The sequence below is a fragment of the Syntrophomonas sp. UBA1041 genome, assembly GCF_002316705.1.
GTDB lineage: Bacteria > Bacillota > Syntrophomonadia > Syntrophomonadales > Syntrophomonadaceae > DTU019.
Map to the genome: position 1 here is coordinate 5,346 of NZ_DCEA01000070.1, position 6,400 is coordinate 11,745.

Here is a 6,400-nt window from a genome sequence, read left to right on the forward strand (position 1 = left end):
TCCCGCAGTTCGACCAAGAGATCAGCACCCTGACCATGCTTGATAATTTCAAAGGTCACTCTCGCGATAGCGGCAGCGGCATCGGCTTTAAAACGCACCGCATGGTCATATCCGGCACAGTCAAATTCAGCAATGCCCGCTCCGGTTTTGCCACCAAAAGCGGTGCCTTCATAAATATGCGAGAATTCCTGCATTATCATAGCAGCATTAGCCAGGTTCTCATCGATTACGGTTCGGCCGCTTTCAGCTGCAAACAACACAAAAATCACCCCCTACTGCAGAGTAAGCCTGCATTCCACTGTCAAAATCATCTGGTTTTCCTTGCCCCAGGGAACTTTTAAGAGGTTAAACATAATGCCTGAACCGGGTGCATCGCTGGCGTCGGTAAAGATACAGGTCTTTTGGTGCTGCCCGTTGCCTTCTCCAGCCAAGAGTACCGTCCTTAAGCGGATCATGTTGCCGGATTGGGTCACCACCGATACCGCCTTGCGGCAAACTTCGGATATGGTATCCCCTTCGGTCGTATCATCACCAATAACGAGATAGGGGCTGGAGAGTCCGGCCAACTTCTGGGCGGCTATATTTAGACCTGCGCTGGTAACATAGTTTTTTAAAGGGCCGATAATTTTGCCGTCCCCGTATTCCAAATACCATTCTGATTTAAGGCTGATAGTATCTTTCATGTCACCACCCCATACTGGCCTAATACCACCGTTAGGCCAACCAGCGAGTCGGCTTCATCTGGCGATTTGTAGTTAAAGACCTGCACGTTGGCTTTTTGATAGGCTCTGAATTTGATAAAGCCCGGGAAAGGTACTGTTACAGCTTCGGAAAAGTCCACATCCGCCCAGTCACTCCATTGGCTGCTATCAATACTTGTTGATATCTGCAACCCCCTAGGCAATGACATAGCTTGGGTCTGGGGATAGATGCGGGCCAGGCTGCCAATAGTGGGTACAGGTTGGCTTTCCGGTTGCGGGATGTGTTCAAGACCCCACTTGTGCATTTCCCATATCATAGCCATAGCCTAACCTCCTATGCGACATTTTCAGCTGTAATCACCGCCAGTATTGACCATAGGCCGACACTGGTGTTGGTTATCTGTTTGACACTGAAACCTTCTCCTGGCCGTATACATAAAGGCTTAACGTCCATTCCCCGGGGTATCATATTGAAATCCAGCAAAGGAGTGGCATTAAGGGTCAGGGGAATTTCATCGTTATTAAGAGTCACCGGCCACAGCAAGGCATCTTCAGCAATGGTGGCCCCGGTAGCAATGTGAATAGCCGCTGTCAGGTTAACATCCGCCGTGTCAGCTTTTTGCGGAGTTATAACCGTACCGCCGCTTTGGCTGGTGGTACGCATAAAATCCAGTTCCACCCCTACGCCGGAAACCGATGTCAGTGACATGTTGACAATGGACAGCCGGGGTACCCGGATTAAATACCCGCTGCCCGCATCGTTATATATGGAAAATAAGTGCTTGTTCTGTGCCAGGGCCACGCTGGGCGCTAAACAATAAAAGGTAGGAAGACCCTGCAGGGCCACATATTGCTCATAGCCCGCCGTGCCTTCAATCGCCCGGTAGCGAGCGTTTAGCTTTTTGCCGGTGCTGTCGGGCGGGACTTGAATATATCCGCCAGCCATTATATCAACCTCCTATCATCACCGCGCTGCTTGCACAGCTCTCGACCAGCCAGGGCCGGTTTCTGCCCGTTGTAAGCAGCGCGTCTTTTATCGCGATGGCTTCAATTCCATAAACGAACTTATGGATCAGTTTGGTGTCGTTCATTTTTTTCTTCTGCTGGGCGGAGACCAGGGCTTTTAGAAAATCGGCTATCCCTAAGAGCCGCCCGCCGTATTCTATGGTGTATATCCAAAGACCAGCTTCACTTAAGGAGATGGTCACTTTTTGTACCAGGAAAACTGCGTTCACACCTCTTTCAGGAAGCTCAATGCTTACTAACTGTCCCGGTTCCCATCCCGGCACTGTGGTGATGAAACTGCCGCTGGTCTTAGGATTAGCCCATTCCCTAAGGTCGGCATTTCCGGCCGCTTCAGCTGCTTCAATGGTGATCAGGGTATCGTCTTTGATATAGTGCTCATACACTCCGTCACCGCCTTCCAGGACGGCAATGGAAGCCTGGCTGGCCAAATCATCTACCACGGTAATAACATCAATGCTTTGCCGGGCGGTAAGCGAAATGGTCACGCCACTCTCGGGCGTATCAGTATCAGCTGAACAGCGCAGGTAGCCGTCGCCGAGGTTTACCAGATAATCCTTGGCATCTTCTTCATCCACACCCTCAACACCGACGCTTTTCACAGTACCGCCCACCTGCAAGCTACATTCATTAGGAAGCCAGGGGAGCACCCAGATGCGAGCCGCACCGTCTGCCTTCCATTCGATGGTCTGCGGATCGGACAGCATGCTGCCGCCCAGGACATATATGCGGTTGCGCAGTCCCTGGTGGTCGATACTTACTTTAAAATTGCTAAACCGACCCCCGGGCTGCAAGGTCATGGGAGCAGAAGTTCCCATTTGGGCAGGATCAAAAAAATGGACCACCTTGTAGTAGTCCACATACCACTGCCAGCCGATATAGTCGCACAGCCATTTCATACATTCCGACGGCATTTTGTAGTTGAATTCGGTGCCGGTAGACTCGATTACCGGTGCGCCGCTGGCTACCCCCGCCGCCGAAAAACCTGGACAATATTTAAGCAGGATGTCGCGTACAATGGTGTCGGCATTTAAGCCCAGATAAGTTTCCACCACCAGCTTTTTATCCATCTGCAGGGTATAGTCCTGGCAGTCCACTTGCCACACCAGCGGAGCCTTATAGTTCATCAGTTCCACCCGGTCGATGGTCCCGGCAAAGAGCCGAGGCTCTGTAAGACCGCTATCCTCGATGATGACTTCACTGCCCTCAAAAGGTTTTGATCCCTTAACCAAAAACGAGCAGCTGTCTACCTGACTGGTAAGGATTTGGCTGATATTAAGGCTCCCCCGGCGATAGTCCGGCCAGCGCTCCATCCCGGCAATCTTAAGGCTTTTAGCCACTGAAACGCACCCCCTTGGCCAAGAGCGTCCGGTAAATCTGTTCGCCCACATCGGCGGTGCCGCCATTGAACGTTATATTGATTTTGTTGATGGTGGTCGAGCTGTTACTGGTTGTATTAGCGGCAACCGTACCCAAGGCTAAAGGGGCAACTCCTGCTAAAGCACTCTTAAAGTCAAGACCTCTTAAATTATTTTTTAAGCTGCTATAGGCGGCCGTTATATCAGCCACCCCGATTTTTATCTTGTCTACTAAAGAGGGGGAGTTGCGCTGATTGGGGTCCATGCCTGAGCCCATTATGCTTCGCACTTCATCCATGACACTTTGCAAGGCACTCATCCTGGACCTTATGCCTCGGATTAACTCACTCATGGCCTGGATGCCGTACCCGGCCGATTTCTTGACTATTTCCTCATACTTCTTTTCGATGGTGGCGATGGTTTCGGCGGCGTTCTTTTTAATTTCTCCGTTCTTTTCCTCCCAGGCCTTTTTGTACTTGGCCAGCTCCTCATCGGCCTTGGCTTTCATTTCCATGAGTTTGTTCTGCATTTCGATAGTCTGCTGGGCCAGTTGATTCTGGGTTTCCTGCCTGATCTCACTTAAGCGCTGGCCTAGTTCAACCCGGGCCTGGCGCATCTCGATATTGGCTTCCGCCCGGGCCTGGGCGTTTTTGGTTTTCCAAAGGCCTACATATTTATTCAGCTCATCAGTTGTCAAGGTATTTAACGCCGCGACCTGAGGAGCCGCCTTGACTCCCATCTGCCGCAGTTCGTCAATCAGCCCCTCGTCAACCCCTTTGGCGGCCAGTGACTTTAAGTTGGCCTGCCAGTTGTCGAACTGACTAACCTGGTCCTCCAGATTACCAAGCAAGGACTTGCCTGATACTTTTTGTGGCTTCACTTCATCAAAAAGCCCGATCTGGTTTTTGATGGACTCCACCTTGGCTGCATAGCTCTGCTCAAAAGCTTCGATGGCCTGGGCTTCTTTCTCTAAGCCTGCTGCCGTAATAGCGGCTAATTTATCGGACAGTTCCTGCTGCAAAGCGATTTCATCCTGGGCCAGTTTGCTTTTGATTTCGCGGCACTGGTCGGCGTACTCTTTTTCCGCTTCCAGCAGCTTGGCATTGGTTTCAGCCGTTATTTTTTCCAGGCTGTTCTTCATATCGACCAAGGTGGCAATAATGTCGGATACCGATCCTTCTACAAAGGACAATCCGTCTTGCATACCTGTACTCAAGCCTTCGCTGATATTAAGGCCGTATTCGCGCATCACCTGGGAGGGGGAGCGGATGGAGAGGGCTTCTTTGATCCTGTTTTTTACGGTTTCGGCAACTTCTCCGGCGATCTCCCTGACTCTCTCAATCCGGCCTTTAATCCCGTCAATAAGGCCCTGAATAATATGAGCTCCGATTTCCAGCAGAGTGTTGTGCAAGGTTCTTAGACCCTCGAAAGCGTTGACCACCACTGTCTTAATCCCATTCCACAGGGAGATAAAAATGTCTTTGATATGCTCCCAGGCCCCTTGCCAGTCTCCCTGCAAGACATCCAGGAAAAAGCCGAAGGCGTTTACAATCACTTCCGCCGCAGTCTGAAATACCGCCTTGATAATGTTCCAGATATTGGTAAATACCACAGTGATATCTTTACCCCAATTGTCCCAGAACACTTTAATGGCGGTTCCGGCTTTGGCGATAATGTTCCCAATATCCGCCCAGATTTCCTTGACCATGTTACGAAATCCTTCATTGTTCTGCCAAAGCTCTTTGATAGCTAAGATTAGCCCGGCAATAACGGCTGCGGCGATACCAATAGGACCGGTTAAGGCGGAAAAAGACGCCCCCAAAGCTGCGGTAACCCCACCGGCGCTGGCGATAGCGGCTGCAGCTGTACCAACTACCCCGGAGATGGCCCCGGCGGCGGTGACCAGCTGACCGATAATGAGGACAACCGGGCCTATGGCGGCAGCCACCCCGGCCACAACCAGAATGGTTTTTTGGGCGCTGGGACTTAAAGCACCGAATCTTTGCACCAGTTCATTTAATCTCTGGATTAATGGGGTTATAACCGGCAGGATATGCTGTCCCATGGTAGCCCCTAGCTCTTTTATGCTTTCGGAGAAAACCCGCATCTGGTTAGCCGTTCCCGCCCCGGTTCTCTCGAAATCCCCCTGGGCGTTCTTGGTCATGGCCAGGACATAGTTGTACCTGAGTTGGGTCTGCTCCGCCTGATTCATATCCTGGATCTTCTTTTTAATCCCCTGGCTGTAGGCGTATTCCTGCAGGTTGGCCTGGGTCATAACAATGCCTAATTCTTTCAAAGATTCGGTCTCGCCGGTAAATACCGACTTTAAAGCGGTATCCGCTATGTCGATGCTGATGTTCTTAAAACTGGACAGATCTCCGGCCAAGCCCACCAGAGTCTTGCTCATTTCTTCTGCCTGCGCAGTGTTAAGCCCCAAGCTGGTAGCCATGTCCCCGTAGGTAGCAGCCATATCCAGGGCAGTGCCCCTGGCGATGCCATAGCGTTCCAGGGTGGTATCGCTCCAGTTCTTAACGCCTTCAGCGTTATCCTGAAAAGCTACTTCCACCTTGTTTAGAGCTTCATTGGTATCTGAGGCCAGTTTCACCGCAGCGGTTCCGGCGGCTGCAAGCGGTGCGGTAACCGCCAGGGACATTCCCTGACCGGCACTGGTGATGCTGCTGCCCGCTGCTTTTAATTTCTGGCTTGCTTCTTCGGCCTTTTTAGAGAGCTTGGTCCAGGCGGAAGCTTGCAGTTCCAGTTCCTTGGCCGTATTTTTTAGGGAGTGTTCCATATTGGCCAGAACCTTTTCGGCCTGCAGCATTTTAATCTGCAGTTTTTCCACCGCGACCGCATCCTGCTCGGTACTGCCCGCCGCTTTGTCATAGGCATCTTTTAAGGCGGCAACTTTTTGCCTTTGCACCTCAGCCTGCTTGTTTAAGTATTCAACTTTTAATTTAAGTTGGTCGGCGGCGCTGCCCATATCGCCCATCTTGGCGGCGGCTGCCTGAAATTCAGCTCTGGCCAGCTTAAGCGACTGATCCAATTCTTTCATGCCCTGATTAAAGCCGGTGTTGTCCAGACCAACTTTGACCAGCAGTTCACCGATGGTTTCAGCCAACTGTTTTCACCCCCTTACCAAATATCATCAATGTACCCGCTTGGATTGTTTTCAGCTTCGTTAACTACAGAGCCAACAATGAGCAGATCCCAGAACATATCGAGCGTCATGGCGTCAATCTGTTCCGGGAGCCAGTGGTAGCTTTGGGCCAAGCTCAAATAGAAATACACCACCATTTGATAAGCCGACAGCTGGCTTAG

Annotated in this window: 7 protein-coding genes; all 7 read right to left on the reverse strand. The window is 51.2% G+C overall.

The window, feature by feature from the left end:
- Nucleotides 1–260, reverse strand: a 260-nt coding sequence (locus B2633_RS10655) for a hypothetical protein (protein WP_483170623.1), incomplete at its 3' end; no start/stop codon positions are given.
- Between the two features lie 12 nt (nucleotides 261–272).
- Nucleotides 273–683, reverse strand: a complete 411-nt coding sequence (locus B2633_RS10660) for a hypothetical protein (protein ID WP_483170625.1) — start codon at nucleotides 681–683, stop codon at nucleotides 273–275.
- On the reverse strand, nucleotides 680–1,024 hold the full coding sequence (locus B2633_RS10665) for a hypothetical protein (protein WP_483170626.1): 345 nt from the start codon (nucleotides 1,022–1,024) through the stop codon (nucleotides 680–682). Before B2633_RS10665 ends, B2633_RS10660 begins: the two co-directional genes overlap by 4 nt.
- Nucleotides 1,025–1,035: 11 nt before the next feature.
- A complete protein-coding gene (locus B2633_RS10670; protein WP_483170628.1) occupies nucleotides 1,036–1,647 on the reverse strand; it encodes a hypothetical protein in 612 nt (203 codons plus the stop codon).
- 4 nt (nucleotides 1,648–1,651) lie between these two features.
- Nucleotides 1,652–3,064, reverse strand: coding sequence for a hypothetical protein (locus B2633_RS10675; protein WP_483170629.1), 1,413 nt, complete (start codon nucleotides 3,062–3,064; stop codon nucleotides 1,652–1,654).
- Nucleotides 3,057–6,200 carry a phage tail tape measure protein gene (locus B2633_RS10680; RefSeq protein WP_483170630.1) on the reverse strand — a complete coding sequence of 1,048 codons (3,144 nt, stop codon included), beginning with the start codon at nucleotides 6,198–6,200 and terminating at the stop codon, nucleotides 3,057–3,059. Before B2633_RS10680 ends, B2633_RS10675 begins: the two co-directional genes overlap by 8 nt.
- Before the next feature lie 14 nt (nucleotides 6,201–6,214).
- The coding region (locus B2633_RS10685; RefSeq protein ID WP_483170632.1) for a hypothetical protein at nucleotides 6,215–6,400 on the reverse strand (186 nt) is incomplete at its 5' end.

What these genes read in the sequence shown, in the direction of transcription:
- B2633_RS10660 (WP_483170625.1), bottom strand. Translation starts at nt 683, where the DNA reads ATGAAAGATACTATCAGCCTTAAATCAGAATGGTATTTGGAATACGGG.
- B2633_RS10670 (WP_483170628.1), bottom strand. Translation starts at nt 1,647, where the DNA reads ATGGCTGGCGGATATATTCAAGTCCCGCCCGACAGCACCGGCAAAAAG.
- B2633_RS10665 (WP_483170626.1), bottom strand. Translation starts at nt 1,024, where the DNA reads ATGGCTATGATATGGGAAATGCACAAGTGGGGTCTTGAACACATCCCG.